This is a genomic window from Orrella sp. 11846, from assembly GCF_048820935.1.
Taxonomy (GTDB): Bacteria; Pseudomonadota; Gammaproteobacteria; order Burkholderiales; family Burkholderiaceae_B; genus Algicoccus.
In genome coordinates this window covers 1-450 of record NZ_JBMERD010000062.1, presented here as the reverse complement: position 1 = coordinate 450, position 450 = coordinate 1, and the positions used below count along the sequence as shown (strand labels likewise).

Below are 450 nucleotides of genomic sequence, written 5' to 3'. Positions count from 1 at the left end.
GTGGGTATCCGCGACACCGTGAAAACAACTTGCACGGGCGTTGAAATGTTCCGTAAGTTGTTGGATCAGGGTCAAGCTGGTGACAACGTGGGTCTGTTGCTGCGTGGTACCAAGCGTGAAGACGTGGAGCGTGGTCAGGTTCTGGCCAAGCCCGGTTCGATTAAGCCACACACAGATTTCACCGCCGAGGTGTACATTCTGTCCAAAGAAGAGGGTGGTCGTCACACACCATTCTTTAACGGCTATCGTCCCCAGTTCTACTTCCGTACGACAGACGTGACCGGTTCAATCGAGCTGCCAGAAGATAAAGAAATGGTTCTGCCTGGCGATAACGTGTCCATGACCGTTAAGCTGATTGCTCCGATCGCCATGGAAGAAGGTCTGCGTTTCGCCATCCGTGAAGGTGGTCGTACCGTGGGTGCTGGCGTCGTCGCTAAAATCCTGAAGTAA

At 53.3% G+C, this 450-nt stretch carries 1 protein-coding gene; it reads left to right on the top strand.

What is annotated here, in order from left to right; genetic code table 11:
- Positions 1–450, top strand: a 450-nt coding sequence (locus ACOI06_RS14620) for an EF-Tu/IF-2/RF-3 family GTPase (protein ID WP_420663321.1), incomplete at its 5' end; no start/stop codon positions are given.